Annotated in this window: 13 protein-coding genes and 1 tRNA gene; 10 read left to right on the forward strand and 4 right to left on the reverse strand. The window is 75.6% G+C overall.

Annotated elements, in window-relative coordinates:
- Window positions 1–283: 283 nt before the first annotated feature.
- Genes ACI781_RS07790 through ACI781_RS07810 form a run of 5 tightly spaced genes read left to right on the forward strand, consistent with a single transcriptional unit; the run spans window position 284 to window position 5374 of the window.
- The gene (locus ACI781_RS07790; RefSeq protein WP_456565509.1) at window positions 284–1201 is read left to right on the forward strand and encodes a TauD/TfdA dioxygenase family protein; all 918 of its coding nucleotides are present in this window, start codon (window positions 284–286) and stop codon (window positions 1199–1201) included.
- A gap of 26 nt (window positions 1202–1227) precedes the next feature.
- A complete protein-coding gene (locus ACI781_RS07795) occupies window positions 1228–2247 on the forward strand; it encodes an ABC transporter substrate-binding protein (protein WP_456565510.1) in 1020 nt (339 codons plus the stop codon).
- A complete protein-coding gene (locus ACI781_RS07800) occupies window positions 2244–3074 on the forward strand; it encodes an ABC transporter ATP-binding protein (RefSeq protein WP_456565511.1) in 831 nt (276 codons plus the stop codon). The genes ACI781_RS07795 and ACI781_RS07800 overlap by 4 nt, the downstream gene beginning before the upstream one ends.
- Window positions 3067–3921: an ABC transporter permease gene (locus ACI781_RS07805; protein WP_456565512.1), complete on the forward strand. Its 855-nt coding sequence runs from the start codon at window positions 3067–3069 to the stop codon at window positions 3919–3921. The genes ACI781_RS07800 and ACI781_RS07805 overlap by 8 nt, the downstream gene beginning before the upstream one ends.
- Window positions 3922–3964: 43 nt before the next feature.
- Complete coding sequence (locus ACI781_RS07810; protein ID WP_456565513.1) at window positions 3965–5374, forward strand: LLM class flavin-dependent oxidoreductase; 1410 nt, start codon at window positions 3965–3967, stop codon at window positions 5372–5374.
- A 39-nt stretch (window positions 5375–5413) separates the two neighbouring features.
- Here ACI781_RS07810 and ACI781_RS07815 read toward each other — a convergent pair whose 3' ends face one another.
- The 4 genes from ACI781_RS07815 to ACI781_RS07830 form a co-directional block, all read right to left on the reverse strand.
- On the reverse strand, window positions 5414–6307 hold the full coding sequence (locus tag ACI781_RS07815; RefSeq protein ID WP_456565514.1) for an alpha/beta fold hydrolase: 894 nt from the start codon (window positions 6305–6307) through the stop codon (window positions 5414–5416).
- A 240-nt stretch (window positions 6308–6547) separates the two neighbouring features.
- Window positions 6548–6619, reverse strand: a tRNA-Arg gene (locus tag ACI781_RS07820).
- A 55-nt stretch (window positions 6620–6674) separates the two neighbouring features.
- Window positions 6675–7388, reverse strand: a complete 714-nt coding sequence (locus tag ACI781_RS07825; RefSeq protein ID WP_456565515.1) for a DUF305 domain-containing protein — start codon at window positions 7386–7388, stop codon at window positions 6675–6677.
- Window positions 7385–8242: a DUF3105 domain-containing protein gene (locus tag ACI781_RS07830; RefSeq protein WP_456565516.1), complete on the reverse strand. Its 858-nt coding sequence runs from the start codon at window positions 8240–8242 to the stop codon at window positions 7385–7387. The genes ACI781_RS07825 and ACI781_RS07830 overlap by 4 nt, the downstream gene beginning before the upstream one ends.
- A 151-nt stretch (window positions 8243–8393) precedes the next feature.
- Between ACI781_RS07830 and argS the strand changes: the two genes are divergently transcribed.
- From argS to thrB, 5 genes are read left to right on the forward strand one after another with little or no spacing between them, the layout of a single operon-like run.
- Window positions 8394–10052, forward strand: a complete 1659-nt coding sequence (argS, locus tag ACI781_RS07835) for an arginine--tRNA ligase (protein ID WP_456565517.1) — start codon at window positions 8394–8396, stop codon at window positions 10050–10052.
- Window positions 10049–11557, forward strand: coding sequence for a diaminopimelate decarboxylase (lysA, locus tag ACI781_RS07840; protein WP_456565518.1), 1509 nt, complete (start codon window positions 10049–10051; stop codon window positions 11555–11557). Before argS ends, lysA begins: the two co-directional genes overlap by 4 nt.
- Window positions 11554–12846, forward strand: coding sequence for a homoserine dehydrogenase (locus tag ACI781_RS07845; protein ID WP_456565519.1), 1293 nt, complete (start codon window positions 11554–11556; stop codon window positions 12844–12846). Before lysA ends, ACI781_RS07845 begins: the two co-directional genes overlap by 4 nt.
- A complete protein-coding gene (gene thrC / locus ACI781_RS07850; RefSeq protein ID WP_456565520.1) occupies window positions 12843–13922 on the forward strand; it encodes a threonine synthase in 1080 nt (359 codons plus the stop codon). Before ACI781_RS07845 ends, thrC begins: the two co-directional genes overlap by 4 nt.
- Window positions 13919–14899 carry a homoserine kinase gene (thrB, locus tag ACI781_RS07855; protein WP_456565521.1) on the forward strand — a complete coding sequence of 327 codons (981 nt, stop codon included), beginning with the start codon at window positions 13919–13921 and terminating at the stop codon, window positions 14897–14899. Before thrC ends, thrB begins: the two co-directional genes overlap by 4 nt.
- Window positions 14900–15073 lie beyond the last annotated feature (174 nt).

Here is a 15073-nt window from a genome sequence, read left to right on the forward strand (position 1 = left end):
GAGCCGCCCCGCGCTCACGCGCCCGCCGGCCCCGCGACGCCGCTCCCGGCGTCCGCGGTCCGCGCCGTGACCTGACGCCGGCGCCCACCGCGGCTCCGTCGCGCCCGCCCGGCACGCCGCCGCGGCCGCCCGCGGGGCGTCGCCGTGCCCCGGGCACGGCGCGTGCCGCCGCGCCGTCCCCACCCCTCGCGGTCCTCCCGCGCGGCCCTCCGGTCGCGCGGCGGTGCCGCACGCCCGCACCACCCGCCGGACCCCCGAGCCACCCCCACCAGAGGAGAACCACGTGTCCCTGCTCGACGCCGCCCCGTCCACCACCCTCGCCGTCCGCCCGGTCACCGGCCACGTCGGCGCCGAGATCTCCGGCGTCCGGCTCGGGCCCGACCTGACCCCGGCCGTCGTCGCCGAGATCCGCCGCGTCCTGCTGGAGCGCAAGGTCGTCTTCCTCCGCGACCAGCACCACCTCGACGAGGCCGGGCAGATCGGCTTCGCCCGGCTCCTGGGCCCCCTGACCACCGCGCACCCGACCGTCCCCGCCGGCGACGACACCGGCACGGTGCTGCCGATCGACAGCACCGCGGGCCGGGCCGACCAGTGGCACACCGACGTCACCTTCGTGGAGCGCCCCCCGGCCTTCTCCGTCCTCCGCGCGGTGACGCTGCCCCCCGCCGGCGGCGACACCGTCTGGGCCGACACCACCCGCGCCTACGCCCGGCTGCCCGAGCCGCTGCAGGCGCTGGCCGACCGCCTCCGCGCGGTGCACACCAACGCCCACGACTACGCCCGGCCCGTCCCGCCGGAGGGCAGCGCGCAGCGGCGCCACCACGAGCAGTTCGTCGCCCAGGTCTTCGAGACCGAGCACCCGGTGGTCCGCGTGCACCCCGAGACCGGCGAGCGCACCCTGCTGCTCGGCGGCTTCGCCCGGTCGTTCGCCGGCCTGGGGACCCGCGACCTCGCCGCCCTCCTGCCGCTCCTGCAGGACCGCATCACCCGGCCGGAGAACCTGGTGCGCTGGACCTGGCGGACCGGCGACGTCGCCGTCTGGGACAACCGCGCCACCCAGCACTACGCCGTCAACGACTACGGCAGCGCCGACCGGCAGCTGCGCCGGGTGACCGTGGCCGGTGACCTGCCCGTGGGCGTCGACGGGCGGCCCTCGGCCGCCCTGCGCGGCGACGCGTCCACCTACGCCCCGGCCGCCTGAGCGACCGAGGCGGAGGAGACGAACCGATGCGCACCCGAAGCGTCCGCGCCGCGCTCGCGGCAGCCGCGCTCGTCGTGGGCCTCACGGCCTGCGGCGGCGGCGACGACCGGACCGCCGCCGACGGCACCGTGACCCTGCGGTACCAGGGCTGGGCCAACCAGGTCACCCTGCCCGAGCTCGCCGAGCACCTCGGCTACCTCGACGGGGTGCACCTGGAGTGGGTCGGCAACACCACCAGCGGCCCGCAGGACATCCAGGCCGCCGCCAGCGGCGCCGTGGACGTCGGCGGCGCCTTCGACGGCGCGGTGGCCAAGCTGGCCACCTCCGGCGCCCCGGTGACGGCGGTCGTGGCCTACTACGGCTCCGACGCGGACGCCTTCAACGGCTTCTACGTCCTCGACGGCAGCCCGATCACCGAGGCGCGCGACCTCATCGGCAGGACCGTCGGGGTGAACACCCTCGGCGGCCACAACGAGGCGGTCATCGACACCTGGCTGCTGCAGCAGGGCCTGTCCTGGGACGAGGTCCAGCAGGTGCAGCTGGTGCCGCTGCCGCCGCCCAACATCGACTCCGCGCTGCGGCACGGGCAGATCGACGTCGCGGCGCTGAGCGGGCAGTTCCGCGACCAGACGCTGGCCACCGGCGGGGTCCGGGCCCTGTTCACCGACTCGGAGATCTTCGGCGACTTCAACGCCGGCAGCTACGTGCTGCGCGACGACTTCATCGCCGAGCACCCCGACGCCGTGCGCACCTTCGCCAGCGGCATCGGCCGGGCGATCGAGTGGACGCGGACGACGCCGCACGAGGAGGTCCTGGCCACCTACACCGAGATCATCGAGCAGCGGGGCCGCAACGAGAGCACCGACAGCCTGCCGTTCTGGCGGAGCACCGGCGTCGCCACCCGGGGCGGGGTCATCGAGGACGAGGACTTCACCCGCTGGGCGGACTGGCTGCAGCAGACCGGGGCGCTGGAGGACGGGGAGCTCGACCCCGCCGACGTCTACACCAACGAGTACAACTCCTTCGCCACGGAGGGGGACGCGTGAGCGCCGGCATCCGGCTCGAGGGCGTCGGCCGGACCTTCCCCGCCCGCGGCGGTGGCGCGCCGTTCACCGCGCTGGAGGACGTCAGCCTCGACGTCCGGCCGGGGGAGTTCGTGTCCCTGGTCGGACCCAGCGGCTGCGGCAAGTCCACGCTGCTGGACCTCGTCGGCGGCTTCACCCGACCGACCTCGGGCTCCGTGCTGGTCGGCGGGCGGCCGGTGACCGGCCCGGGACTGGACCGCGGGCTGGTCTTCCAGCAGTACGCGCTGCTCCCGTGGCGGACGGCGCTGGGCAACGTCGAGCTCGGGCTGGAGGCGGGGGAGCTGTCCCGCCGGGAGCGCCGCGCGGTCGCCCGGGAGCACCTGGAGCTCGTCGGGCTGGCCGGCTTCGAGGACCGCTACCCGCACCAGCTGTCGGGCGGCATGCGCCAGCGCGTGGCCATCGCGCGCAGCCTCGCGTTCGACCCCGAGGTCCTGCTGATGGACGAGCCGTTCGCCGCCCTGGACGCCCAGACGCGGGAGACCCTGCAGGGGGAGCTGCTGCGGATCTGGGACCGCACCGGCAAGACCGTCGTGTTCATCACCCACGGCATCGACGAGGCGGTCCTGCTCGGCCAGCGGGTCGCCGTGATGAGCGCGCGGCCGGGGCGGGTCCGGGCGGTGCTCGACGTCCCGCTGGACCTGGCGAGCCGGCTGGGCGACGTCCGCTCCGACCCCCGCTTCGTGCAGGTCCGCCACCGGGTGTGGGAACTCCTGCAGGACGACGCCCCCGCCCCGGCGCCGGTGGCGGCCGAGCGCGGCCCGGCGCGGGAGGTGGTCGGCGTTGGCTGACACCGGCCTCCGCGACCGGCCCGCCGCCGCGTCGCGGCCGGGCGTGGCCGACCGGCCGGCGGCCCGCCGGGTGCGGGTCGCCGGGCGGGCGGCGCGGCGGCTGGTCCTGCGGACCGCGGCGATCGCGGCGTTCCTGCTGCTGTGGCAGGTCGCCCCCAGCGCCGGCTGGGTGGACCGGGCGCTGATCCCGCCGCTGTCGGAGGTCCTCGCCGCCTGGCAGGGGCTCGCGGCCGACGGACAGCTGTGGAGCAACACGTCCGCGAGCCTGCAGCGCGCGCTCGCCGGCTTCGCCCTCGCCGTCGTCGTCGCCGTCCCGCTCGGGCTGCTCATCGCCTGGTACCGCCCGGTGCGTGACCTCCTCGAGCCGCTGCTCGAGGTGTTCCGCAACACCGCGGCCCTGGCCCTGCTGCCGGTGTTCACCGTGCTGCTGGGCATCGGGGAGACGTCGAAGATCGCGATCGTCGTCTACGCCTGCTTCTTCCCGGTGCTGCTCAACACCGTCAGCGGCGTGGGAAGCGTGGACCACCTGCTGGTGAAGTCCGCCCGCAGCCTCGGCTTCGGGGAGCTGCGGGTGTTCCAGAAGGTGGTGCTCCCCGCGGCGCTGCCCGCCGTGTTCACCGGCGTCCGCATGGCCGGGGCGTCCGCCGTCCTGGTCCTCATCGCCGCCGAGATGGTCGGGGCCCGGGCGGGCCTGGGCTACCTCGTCACCTACGCGCAGATGAACTTCCTCATCCCGCAGATGTACGCGGGGATCCTCACGATCTCCGCGATCGGGCTGCTCGTGAACGCCGCCCTCGTCTCGATCGAGCGCCGGGCGTCCCGCTGGCGCGCCGACCTTTCCTCCTGACCACCCGCTCGCCCGTGCGCGAGCCCGACGCTGGAGCGTCCCCATGACCCGGCACCTGCACCTCAACGCGTTCCTCATGAACGTGGGCCACCACGAGGCCGCCTGGCGGCACCCGCTGTCCGACCCGGCCGCGGCCCGCTCGGCCCGGCACTACGTCGAGCTGGCCCGCACCGCCGAGCGCGGCCTGCTGGACTCCGTCTTCTTCGCCGACGGCCTGTCGGTCGGCGCGGCCGCCCGGCACAACACCCAGGGCGGCCTGGACCCGCTCGCCGTCCTCAACGCGATCGCCACGCACACCGAGCACATCGGGCTGATCGCCACGGTGTCGACGTCGTTCACCCACCCCTACACGGTGGCCCGCGCCTTCGCGTCGCTGGACCACCTCTCCGGCGGGCGGGCCGGCTGGAACATCGTCACCTCCGGCAGCGAGGCCGAGGCGCGCAACTTCGGCCTCGACCAGCACTACGAGCACGCCGAGCGCTACCGCCGCGCCGCCGAGCACGTCGACGTCGCGATCCAGCTGTGGGACAGCTGGGAGGACGGCGCCCTGGTGGCCGACCAGGCCTCGGGGCTCTACACCGACACCTCCCGGGTGCACGAGATCCGCCACCGCGGCGAGCGCTTCGCCGTCCAGGGGCCGCTGACCACGCCGCGCAGCCCGCAGGGGCGCCCGGTCCTGGTGCAGGCGGGCTCCTCCGAGGACGGCCGGGAGTTCGCCGCCCGCTACGCCGAGGCCGTCTTCACCGCCTGGCAGGCCCTGCCGGGGGCGCTGGCGTTCGCCGGCGACCTGCGGGCCCGGGCCGCGCGGCGGGGCCGCGACCCGGAGCTGCTCAAGATCCTCCCGGGCGTCGTGCCCGTCGTCGGCGACACCGAGACCGAGGCGCGGGCGCTGGCGGCCGAGCTCGACGACCTGCTGGTGTGGGACCACGGCCTCGCCCAGCTGTCGGGGATCCTCACCGTGCCGCTCGGGCACGCCGACCTCGACCGCCGGGTGACCGACCTCGACCTGCCCGACGCCGACCGGGTCAACGGCAACCGCAGCCGCTTCGAGCTGGTGGTGGACCTCGGCCGCGACGAGCAGCTGACCGTGCGGCAGGTGATCGCCCGGCTGGGCGGCGGCCGCGGCCACCGCACCGTCACCGGCACCCCGGAGCAGGTCGCCGACACCCTGGAGGAGTGGTTCCGGGCCGGGGCCGCCGACGGGTTCACCATCATGGCGCCGCTGCAGCCCTCCCAGCTGGAGCGCTTCGTGGACGGGGTCGTGCCGGTCCTGCAGGACCGCGGGCTGTTCCGGCGCGAGTACACCGGCAGCACGCTGCGCGAGCACTATGGGCTGCCCCGCCCGGCCAGCTCGCTGGCCGGCGGCGGGAGGGCGACCTCGCGGCCGCTCGCGGGGACGACGCCCGCGGGCACGTTCGGCGGCCGGCGGCTGCCGGCGCCGGTCGCGAGCTGACGACGGCGGTGGGCCCGGTCCGCCGACCGGGCCCACCCCTCAGCGCGCGGCCTCGCCCCGCCCGACGACGGCGGCGATCCGGTCCACCAGCTCCGGCCACACCTCGCGGGGCAGGTCGTGGCCCATGCCCTCGACCACCCACAGCTCCGCGCCGGGGATCGCCGCGGCCGTGGCCCGGCCGCCGCTGACGTCGACCAGCGCGTCCTGCGCGCCGTGCACCACCAGCGACGGGACCGTGATCTCGCCCAGGTGTCCCGTGCGGTCGTCGGTGGTGAGGATCGCGGCCAGCTGCCGGGCCACCCCGGCCGGGTCGTGCGCGCGGTCGAAGGAGAGGCCGGCCCGCTCGCGCAGCGCCGCCTCGTCGAACTCGAACCCGGGGGAGCCGATCACCCGGTAGGTGTCGACCGCCCGCTGCAGGGCCCCCTCGCGGGTGCGGGCTGCCGGGGCGAGCAGCACGCCCATCGCGGCCTCCGCGGGGGCGCCGACGCCGCGGTCGCCGGTGGTCGACATGATCGAGGTCAGGCTGCGGACCCGCTGCGGGTGCCGGATCGCCAGCGACTGGGCGATCATCCCGCCCATCGAGGCGCCGACCACGTGCGCGCTGTCCAGGCCCAGGGCGTCGAGCAGACCTGCCGTGTCGTCGGCCATGTCCGCCAGCGTGTACGGCGCGCTGCCCGCGCCGGTCAGCAGCGCCATGACGTCCGGGGCGCCGGCGTCGTCCAGGTGCGTGGACAGGCCGATGTCGCGGTTGTCGAAGCGGACGACGTACAGGCCGCGGTCGGCCAGCGCCCGGCAGAACTCGTCGGGCCAGCCGACCATCTGCGTGGCCAGCCCCATGACCAGCAGCAGCGGCGTGTCCTCGGGCGAGCCGAAGGTCTCGTAGGCGATCTCGACGGTCCCTGCGCCGGTGCGCTGCACCCCGGTGTGCTCCATGCCCGCGACGCTAGCCCGCCGCGGCCGTCGGGACCCGGGGACGGCGGGGCGGGTCAACCCCGCCCGCTCATCCGGTGGTACCCGTGCGGGCGCGCCCGGCGCAGCACCGCGGCGGCGCCCGGTGCCAGCGACAGCCGGGAGGGCACCCGCTGCACGGGGATGCCGATCATCTCCTCGTGCCGGCACAGGCCCTCGTCCTCGCGGGCGTGCAGAGGTACCGGTCAGTGGTGCGGATCTGTGTGCCCCCGGCAGGATTCGAACCTGCGCCCCTGCCTCCGGAGGGCAGTGCTCTATCCCCTGAGCTACGGGGGCTCGGGGCACGGACGAAGTTACCAGCCCCGTCCGGCCCGGCCGACGGCGGTCCCCGTCACGGCGGCGGCAGCGGGGTGCCGCCGCGCGCCGCGAGCATCGACGTCATCGTCGTCGTCTCGGCCGCCTGGGTCTCGGCGATCGAGCGGGCCAGCGACCGGACGGCGTCCGTCCCGCCGTGCTCGGCGGCGTACACGGCCATCTCCGCGCCGCCCTGGTGGTGGCGGGTCATCAGCCGCAGGAACTGGACGTCGAACGCGGTGCCCGACAGGCCCCGCAGCTCCGTCAGCTCCTCGTCGGTGGCCATGCCGGGCATGAGCGCCGCCCCGCCGCCCATGTCCATGCCGTCCATGCCGCCGGACGGGTGGCCACCGTGCCCGCCGTCCATCCACGACATGTGCGCCTCGCCGGTGAGCGGCAGGCCCCACAGCGTCAGCCAGCCCTGCATCCGCCCCACCTGGTTGGTCTGCGTCGCGGAGATGTCGAAGGCGAGCTGGCGGACCTCCGGGTCGGTGCTGCGCTCGAGCGCCAGGTTCGCCATCTCGACGGCCTGCAGGTGGTGCACCGCCATGTCACGCGCGAAACCGGCGTCTACGGAGTCCGTGGCCGGGGTGGCCGGCGTCGCGTCGTCCCCGAGGCCGAGCGCCACGGCGAGCCCGCCGCCCAGGACCACCAGCGCGACCGCGATGACCGCGAGCAGCGCGGTCCGCAGCGGCCGGCGGGGCGCCGGGGCCGGGGCCTCGGCGGCGTGGTGCTCGGCCACGGCGGTCACGGCGCGGTCGAGCCGGTGGCGGCCGGGTCGGTGCTGCCGTCGGTCGGGGTGGTCGGCGCGTCCGAGGGCATGCTCTGCGTGCCGTCGCTGGCCTGGCCCGCCACCAGCGGCGAGGCGAGGAAGGCGGGGTTCTCGCAGCTGGCGCCGATCTCGGGGTAGTGGCCCTCGACCTCGGCGTTCTGCGTCAGCAGGTCGGCGAACTCGGCGAGCCGCCCGTCGTCGGCGGAGTCCACCTTCAGCTGGTGGTTCCAGGACTGGATGCTGACCGGGGAGTCGAGCCCGGCGTAGGGCGACATCATCCGGTAGGGGATGCCGTCGACCAGCTCGCGCAGCGTCGCGACGTCGTCGCCGGACACCTGGTCGGGGTCGTACGTGACCCACACGGCGCCGTGCTCGAGCCCGTGCACCGCGTTCTCGTGCCGGATGTCGACGTCGTAGACCGAGCCGGTGCAGTCGGCCCAGCTGCCGTCGTGCGGGCCGCCGACCGGCGGGGACTCCTGGTAGTCCACCGGGGTGGTGACGTGCTCCTGGCCGGCCGCGTAGTCGAAGGTCTGCACGCCCGAGATCTCGTCGACCGCGTCGACGGCCTCCGCGTCGGCCTCGCGCACCTTGAGGACGGCGTAGGTGAGCACCGCGCCGGCGAAGACGACGACGGCGATCGCGGCGGCGATCAGGCCCCACGGCCGCTGCGCGGTGACGACGTTCGCCGGCGGGCGGGTGCGCCCACCGGAACCGCCCCGACCGCCACCGGCCGGGCGCGACCCGCTGCCGCCGCGGCCGGACGACGACGAGCCGTTCCGGCCGGCGGCTCCGCGCGCGCCCCGGGCGTCGCCGGGCTTACCGTCCTTGGGCACAGCTGCTCCTCGTGCTCGTCCTCGCCGACCCGCACGTCGCCGGTCCGCCGGGGCGACGCCGGGCCACCCCGGCGAGCGAGTCTAGGTCGGTTCCCTGTGCGTGCCCCGGACCTCGGCCGGGGCGCTGCGGCGGGCCCCGTACGATCGCGCGGTGACACCCGAGCAGTTGCGCGACCTGGTCCGGACCGCGGTCGGGGCGGCGGTCGGGCGCGGCACGCTCGCCGTCCCCGTCCCCGACGACCTCGTCGTCGAGCGCCCCAAGAACCCCGAGCACGGCGACTACGCCACCAACGTCGCGCTGCGGCTGGCCAAGCCGGCCGGTCGCCCGCCGCGCGAGGTGGCCGAGGTGCTGGCGGAGGAGCTGCGGGCGCTCCCGGCCATCGACCGGGTCGACGTCGCCGGTCCCGGCTTCCTCAACATCACCCTCGCCCAGGGCGCGCTGGGCCGGATCGCCGTCGACGCGGTGACCGCGGGGGAGGCGTACGGCCGCACCGGCGCGCTGTCCGGTGTCCGGCTGGACCTGGAGTTCGTCTCGGCCAACCCGACCGGGCCGGTGCACATCGGCGGCAGCCGGTGGGCCGCGGTGGGCGACGCGATCGGCCGCCTGCTGGAGGCCAGCGGCGCCGACGTGACCCGCGAGTACTACATCAACGACGCCGGGGCGCAGATCGACCGCTTCGCCCGCAGCCTGCACGCCGCGGCCAACGGCCGGCCGGTGCCCGAGGACGGCTACGGCGGCACCTACATCGGCGACATCGCCGCCCAGGTCGTCGCCGCCGAGCCCGCGGTGACCGGCCTGGACGAGGCCGCCCAGGTGCAGGTGTTCCGCGACCGCGGCGTCGCGCTGATGGTCGACGAGATCCGCCGCTCGATGGAGGGCTTCGGCGTCGGCTTCGACGTGTGGTTCAGCGAGAAGTCGCTGTACGACTCGGGCGCGGTGGAGAAGGCGATCGGCCGGCTGCGCGACCAGGGCCACGTCTACGAGTCCGACGGCGCGGTGTGGCTGCGGACGACGACGTTCGGCGACGACAAGGACCGCGTGCTGGTCAAGGCCGACGGCGAGACGACCTACTTCGCCTCCGACTGCGCCTACTACCTGGACAAGCGGGCCCGCGGCTTCGACAAGGTCGTGATCATGCTCGGGGCCGACCACTCCGGGTACGTCGGCCGGTACAAGGCGCTGGTCGCGGCCACCGGCGACGACCCGGCCGTGCACCTGGAGATCCTCATCGGGCAGCTGGTCAACCTGCTGCGCGGCGGGGAGCCGGTCCGGATGAGCAAGCGGGCCGGCACGATCGTGCTGCTGTCCGACCTCGTCGACGCCATCGGGGTGGACGCCGCCCGCTACGCCCTGGCCCGGGCGTCGGTGGACCAGATGATCGACATCGACGTCGACGTGTGGAGCCGGCAGACCAACGAGAACCCGGTCTTCTACGTCCAGTACGCCCACGCCCGGATCTCCTCGCTGCTGCGCAACGCCACCGACCTGGGCCTCGCCCCGGCCGTCGCCGACGTCGACCCGGCGCTGCTGGTCCACGACCGGGAGAACGACCTGCTCCGGGCGCTCGGGGAGTTCCCGCGGACCGTCACCTCGGCCGCGGAGCTGCGCGCCCCGCACCGGGTGGCCCGCTACCTGGAGGAGCTGGCCGGCACCTACCACCGGTTCTACGACTCCTGCCGGGTGCTGCCCCGCGGCGACGAGGAGGCCGGCCCGCTGACCGCGGCGCGGCTGACCCTCTGCGCGGCGACCGCCGTCGTGCTGCGCAACGGCCTCGGCCTGCTCGGCGTCACCGCCCCGGAGCGGATGTGAGGGCGCACCCGGCCGGCCCGCTGCACGGCGCCTTCGAGGTGGCCTCGGCGGTCGGTGCGCCCCCGGCCGACCTCGGCGCGCTCGACCCCGCCGTGTGGCCGCGCTCGGCGACCCGCGTCGACGGCGAGCTGCACCTGGCCGGCCGCGCGGTCACCGACCTGGCGCGCGAGCACGGCACCCCGCTGTTCGTCCTCGACGAGGCGGACTTCCGCGGCCGCGCCGCCGACTTCGCCACCGCGTTCGCGGGCGAGGGGGCCGACGCCGACGTGCACTACGCGTCCAAGGCCTTCCTGTGCGGCCAGGTCGCGCGCTGGATCGCCGAGGACGGGCTGCACCTGGACGCCTGCAGCGGCAACGAGCTCGCCGTCGCCTTGGCCGCGGGCTTCCCGGCGGAGCGGATCGCGCTGCACGGCAACAACAAGTCCCTCGTCGAGCTGCAGCTGGCGGTCGACGCCGGCATCGGGCACGTCGTCGTCGACTCGTTCGACGAGATCGACCGCCTGGTGCCGCTGGCCGCCGCGCGGGTGGCCGCCGGCGGTGCGCCGGTGCCGGTGCTGATCCGCACGACGGTCGGCATCGAGGCCCACACCCACGAGTTCATCGCCACCGCGCACGAGGACCAGAAGTTCGGGTTCTCGCTGGCCACCGGCGACGCGCTCACCGCCGCCGTCCGGATCATCCGCGAGCCGGCGCTGGACCTCTCCGGCCTGCACAGCCACATCGGCTCGCAGATCTTCGACACCGCCGGCTTCGAGGCCGCCGCGCACCGCGTGGTGGGCCTGATGGGGCAGGTCGCGCAGGCCACCGGGCACGTGCTGGGCCAGCTGAACCTCGGCGGCGGCTTCGGCATCGCCTACCTGCCCGAGGACGACCCGGTCAGCCCCGCCGACGTCGCCCGGCGGTTGCGCGCCGTGGTCGCCGCCGAGTGCTCGGCGCTGGACCTGCCGGTGCCGCGGCTGGCCGTCGAGCCCGGCCGCGCCATCGCCGGCCCCGGCACGGTGACCCTCTACGAGATCGGCACCATCAAGCCGGTCCGCCTGGGGTCCGGCGGCGGCACCGCCGGCGCGCCCGCCGTGCGCAACTACGTGTCCGTGGACGGCGGGATGAGCGACAACATCCGCACCGCCCTCTACGACGCCGCCTACACCTGCGTGCTGGCCAACCGCACGTCGACCGCGCCGCCGGCGCTGTGCCGGGTGGTCGGCAAGCACTGCGAGAGCGGTGACGTCCTGGTCCGCGACCTGTGGCTGCCGTCGGACGTCGTCCCCGGCGACCTGCTCGCGGTCGCCGCGACCGGCGCCTACTGCTGGTCCATGGCCAGCAACTACAACTACCTGCTCAAGCCGCCGGTGGTGGCCGTGCGGGACGGCGTCGCCACGGAGATCGTGCGCCGTCAGACACTGTCGGACGTGTTCGCCCTCGACGCCGTCCTCGCCGGCCTGCCCGCGCCCTCCCCGGCGATCGACCAGCCCGCGCCCGAGCACGCCGCGGGGGTCTCCTCGTGAGCGCTCCGCTGCGCGTCGCGCTGCTGGGCTGCGGCACCGTCGGCGGCGCGGTGCTGCGGCTGCTGGAGGAGCAGTCCGGCGACCTCGCCGCCCGCATCGGCCGTCCGGTGGAGGTGGCCGGCGTCGCCGTCCGCCGTCCCGACCGGCACCCGGGCGTCCCCGCCGCGCTGCTCACCACCGACGCGCACGCGCTGGTCACCCGCCCGGACGTCGACCTCGTCGTCGAGGTGATCGGTGGGATCGAGCCGGCCCGGTCGCTGCTGCTGGCCGCGTTCGCCGCCGGCAAGTCCGTGGTGAGCGCGAACAAGGCGCTGCTGGCCGAGGACGGCGTGGCACTGCACGCCGCGGCGGCCGAGGCCGGCGTGGACCTCTACTACGAGGCGGCGGTGGCCGGCGCCATCCCGATGCTGCGCCCGCTGCGCGAGTCGCTGGCCGGCGACCAGCTGCGCCGCGTGGTCGGCATCGTCAACGGCACGACGAACTACATCCTGTCCCGCATGGCCGAGACCGGGGCCGGCTTCAGCGAGGCGCTGGCCGAGGCGACCGACCTGGGCTACGCCGAGGCGGACCCGACGGCCGACGTCGACGGCTTCGACGCCGCCGCCAAGGCCGCGATCCTGGCCTCGCTGGCCTTCCACACGCCGGTCACCGCCGCCGACGTCTACCGTGAGGGCATCTCCGCGGTCACCTCCGCCGACGTCGCCCGGGCCGCCGAGATCGGCTGCACGGTGAAGCTGCTGGCCATCTGCGAGCGCGTGGAGGGCGAGGGCGGCGCGTCGGTGGCCGCCCGGGTCCACCCGGCGATGATCCCGACGACGCACCCGCTGGCCGCGGTCGGCGGGTCGTTCAACGCCGTCTTCGTCGAGGCCGAGGCCGCCGGCGAGCTGATGTTCTACGGGCGCGGTGCCGGCGGCGAGCCGACCGCCAGCGCCGTCCTCGGCGACCTCGTGGCGGTGGCCCGCAACCGGGTCGCCGGGGTCGCCGGGCCGGGCGTCACCACCTACGCGGGGCTGCCGGCGCGGCCGATCGCGGAGACGCCGACCCGCTACCACGTCAGCCTCGACGTGGCCGACCGGCCCGGCGTGCTGGCGACCGTGGCCCAGGAGTTCGCCCGACAGGGCGTCAGCATCGCGACCGTGCGCCAGGACGGGCACGACGACGCCGCGTCGCTGGTGATCGTCACGCACAGCGCGCCGGACGCCGCGCTGTCGGCGACCGTCACCGCGCTGCGGGAGATGCCCGCGGTCCGCGGGGTCACGAGCGTGCTCAGAGTGGAGGGGCTGTCATGACCGGGACGCTGCGCGGGAGCGTGTCGCCGCACTGGCCGGGGCTGATCGAGGCCTACCGGTCCCGGCTGCCGGTCACCGAGACCACCCCGGTGGTGACCCTGCAGGAGGGCGCCACGCCGCTGGTGCCCGCCGTGGAGCTGTCCCGGCGGACCGGCTGCGACGTCTACCTCAAGGTCGAGGGCGCCAACCCGACCGGTTCGTTCAAGGACCGCGGGATGACCATGGCCATCACCAAGGCCAAGGAGGAGGGCGCGCAGGCCGTCATCTGCGCGTCCACCGGCAACACCAGCGCCAGTGCCGCCGCCTACGCCGCGCGGGCCGGGATGGTCTGCGCCGTCCTCGTGCCGCAGGGCAAGATCGCGCTCGGCAAGCTCGCCCAGGCGCTCGTGCACGGCGCCAAGCTGCTGCAGGTCGACGGCAACTTCGACGACTGCCTCGCGCTGGCCAGCAAGCTCGCCATCGACTACCCGGTCAGCCTGGTGAACAGCGTCAACCAGTACCGCATCGAGGGCCAGAAGACGGCGTCGTTCGAGGTCGTCGACGTCCTCGGCGACGCCCCCGACGTCCACTGCCTGCCGGTCGGCAACGCCGGCAACATCACCGCCTACTGGCAGGGCTACCGCGAGTACGCGGCCGACGGGACCGCGACCCGCACCCCGCGGATGTGGGGCTTCCAGGCCGCCGGGTCCGCCCCGATCGTCGACGGCGCGGTGGTCGAGCACCCGCAGACGATCGCCACCGCGATCCGGATCGGCAACCCCGCGTCGTGGACCAAGGCGCTGGCCGCGCGCGACGAGTCGGGCGGGCGCATCGACGCCGTCACCGACCGCGAGATCCTGGCCGCCTACCGTCTCCTGGCCCGCACCGAGGCCGTGTTCGTCGAGCCGGCCTCGGCCGCCTCGGTCGCCGGTCTGCTGAAGACGGCGGAGGCCGGCGAGCTGGAGCCGGGGCAGCGGGTCGTCTGCACGGTCACCGGCAACGGCCTCAAGGACCCGGAGTGGGCCATCTCGGGCGCGCCCGCGCCGGTCACCGTCCCCGTCGACGCGGCCGCCGCGGCCGCGCAGCTGGGCCTGTGACCTCGGCGGCCGGGGGAGCGGACCCCGCCACCACCGGCTCCTCGGTGCGGATCCGCGTCCCGGCCACCAGCGCGAACCTCGGCCCGGCCTTCGACTGCGCCGGGCTGGCCCTGAGCTGCCACGACACGGTCGAGTTCGCGCTGGCCGAGCGCGGGTCGACGGAGATCGTGATGCGGGGGGAGGGGGCGGGGACGCTCCCCACCGACGAGCGGCACCTGGTCGTGCAGGCCTTCCGCGCCGGGTGCGCGGAGCTCGGGTGGAACGCGCCGGGTGTGCGCATCGTGGCCGAGAACGGCATCCCGCAGGGGCGCGGGATGGGCTCGTCGGCCGCGGCCGTCGTCGCCGGCCTGCTCGCGGCCTGGGCGCTGTGCCCCTCCGTGGACGCGATCGACACCGCGGCGGTGCTGCGGATGGCCGATGCGATGGAGGGCCACCCCGACAACGTGGCCGCGTGCCTGCTGGGCGGCGCGACGCTGTCGTGGTCGGCGCCCGGTGGTGCGGGCGCCGAGTCGCTGCAGGTCTCGCCGGAGGTGCTGCCGGTCGTGCTGGTGCCGGAGACGGTGCTGCCCACCCACGTGGCGCGCACGCTGCTGCCGGCGACGGTCCCGCACGCCGACGCCGCCTTCAACGCCGGGCGTGCCGCGCTGCTGGTGCACGCGCTGACGACCGAGCCCGCGCTGCTGCTGACCGCGACGGAGGACCGGCTGCACCAGCGGCAGCGGGCGAGCGCGATGCCGGAGTCGCTGGAGCTGCTGGACCGCCTGCGGGCCGCCGGGCACGCGACCGTGGTCTCCGGCGCCGGGCCCAGCCTGCTGGTGCTCACCCGGGTCCACCCCGACGACCCGCCGGGGGACCCGGCCGCCGCGGTGCGGGTGCGCGAGGTGACGGCGCTGACCCCGCTGGGGTGGCGGGTGCTCCCGCTGACGGTGGACGACACCGGTGCGCGGGTGCTGCCGGACGCTCGGGTATCGTCCTGATAACGAGGAACACACCGGCGACGACCAGCGTTGTCCTGCTCGTGAGCGAGATCTAGGCTCGCGCTGCAGCCGCTCCGCTGGAGCCGGCCTCGCGCGGGGCGTTGCCGACGGCGGTCCGTCGTCGCAGATCCCGCCTCGCACCATGACGACCCCCTCCTCCCTGCCGGCTCCGAA

It is taken from the genome of Blastococcus sp. SYSU D00695 (assembly GCF_054050555.1).

Bases quoted from the DNA above. Each gene is read 5' to 3' on its own strand.
- ACI781_RS07795 (WP_456565510.1), top strand. From the start codon at position 1,228: ATGCGCACCCGAAGCGTCCGCGCCGCGCTCGCGGCAGCCGCGCTCGTC.
- ACI781_RS07810 (WP_456565513.1), top strand. From the start codon at position 3,965: ATGACCCGGCACCTGCACCTCAACGCGTTCCTCATGAACGTGGGCCAC.
- ACI781_RS07815 (WP_456565514.1), bottom strand. From the start codon at position 6,307: ATGGAGCACACCGGGGTGCAGCGCACCGGCGCAGGGACCGTCGAGATC.
- thrC (WP_456565520.1), top strand. From the start codon at position 12,843: ATGACCGGGACGCTGCGCGGGAGCGTGTCGCCGCACTGGCCGGGGCTG.